1 protein-coding gene and 1 pseudogene are annotated in these 1651 nt (G+C 57.7%); both read left to right on the top strand.

From position 1 onward, the window contains the following. Positions 1-195: pseudogene (locus BW995_RS20935) on the top strand (chemotaxis protein CheW); the annotation flags it as partial. A 53-nt stretch (positions 196-248) separates the two neighbouring features. Next, the coding region (locus BW995_RS20160) for an MCP four helix bundle domain-containing protein (protein ID WP_175617143.1) at positions 249-1651 on the top strand (1403 nt) is incomplete at its 3' end.

Here is a 1651-nt window from a genome sequence, read left to right as displayed (position 1 = left end):
GGCGAACAGGCGCTGGTGGGGGTGCTGGCCGACCGGGTGCATCAGGTGACCAGCCTCAGCCAGACGGAAACGGAAACCATCCCGTCGGTCGGTGTCGGCTGGGATGTTTCGCTGATCAAGACCATCGGCAAGGACCATGGGGCGTTCATCATCGTCCTCGACATGGAAAAAATCATCCTGCCGCTGGTGGCGTAAGACCGCGGTGGTGTTCAGGACGTGCGGCCCGCACGGTGATGGAGGAAAAAGGCATGCGTTTCACCATAAAAGCCAAGCTGGCGTTATCGTTCACGCTGATCTTGACGCTGTCGGCCATCGGAATGCTGGTCGAACTGAACAGTCTCGCCGACATCAACGCGCGCATGGAGCGGGTCGTGAAAGACTCTGCGGTCAAGGCCTTCCTGCTTGAGGAGGCCAAGGGTGATCTGGTCTATATGACCAGCCAGTTGCGTGCCATCATGATTTCGAGCAATCCCGATCAGAAGGAAGCCTTCTTCCAGCGGTATCAGGACTCTCAGGTATCGCTGGAAGGCAAGTTGACCAAGGCCGATGCGATGCAGGTGGACGAAAATGGTCGCAAGATGATGGCCGAGCTGCGAAACAGCCTGCGTTCCCTGCTTGACCTGAACAAGGACATCGCCCGCTTTGCCATGGATGACAGCATTCTCGCCGGGCGGACCATGCTGGACGAGATGGAAGAGAAATTCCTGCCGGGCATGCGGACTGCGCTGAAAAATGCCAAGGATTCCATTCAGAAAGAAGGCAACCCCGAGACCATTCTGGCAATCATGACCCTTGATGGCCTGTACTATCAGCAGGCAACTCTGAACCGAAGGTTGATTCTTGCCAAAAATTTCGAGCAAATGGAGAACTTCGACAAGCAGGCTGCGGTACTGGATCGTCAGGTCAGTGACTTGCTGGCATCGATGCCGTGGCACAAGATTGGCAATGGGGAGGCCATTCATGCGGATCTGGGCCGCTATTTTACCGACTACATCAGCAAAATGGTTGCCTTGCGTGAGCGTGTTCTGGTCAACAGTACCGCCAAGGCCGATGCCCTGTTGTCGGGAAAGGGGCTGGATGTCTCCCGTCAGACCCTCGCATCGCTCGATACCCTGCGGACCTACAACGTCAAACTGATGGACGATGATGCAAAGGACGCATTGTCTGCCTATCAGGAAGCCCGCACCCTGACCATTGGCCTGCTGGTGACCGTGCTGGTGGTCAGCAGTCTCATTGCGGTGTTTATTGCCCTGTCGATCAGCCGTGGTCTGGCCAAGGCGTCGTCGCTGGCCAATGCGGTGGCGCTGGGGGATCTGGAGCAGTCGGTCACCGTTTCCAGCAAGGATGAAATCGCCGATCTGGTGACGGCGATGACCACCATGACCAGTAATCTCAGGGATGTGGCTGCCAAGGCAAACGAGATTGCGAACGGCAACCTGACCATCAACGTACAGCGCCTGTCTGATCGGGATCAGTTGGGGATTGCACTGGAAACGATGATCGAACGTCTGCGGTCGGTGGTCGCCGAAGCCCTGAATGCCGCTCAACAGGTTGCGGCAGGCAGCCAGCAACTGTCGGCCACCGCGGAACAGATGGCGCAGGGCTCGACCGAGCAGGCGGCGGCGGCAGAAGAAGCCTCGTCGTCGATGGA

This window comes from Insolitispirillum peregrinum, from assembly GCF_900156605.1.
Classification (GTDB): domain Bacteria; phylum Pseudomonadota; class Alphaproteobacteria; order Rhodospirillales; family Rhodospirillaceae; genus Insolitispirillum; species Insolitispirillum peregrinum.
This window is presented reverse-complemented; position numbering and strand designations above follow the sequence as displayed.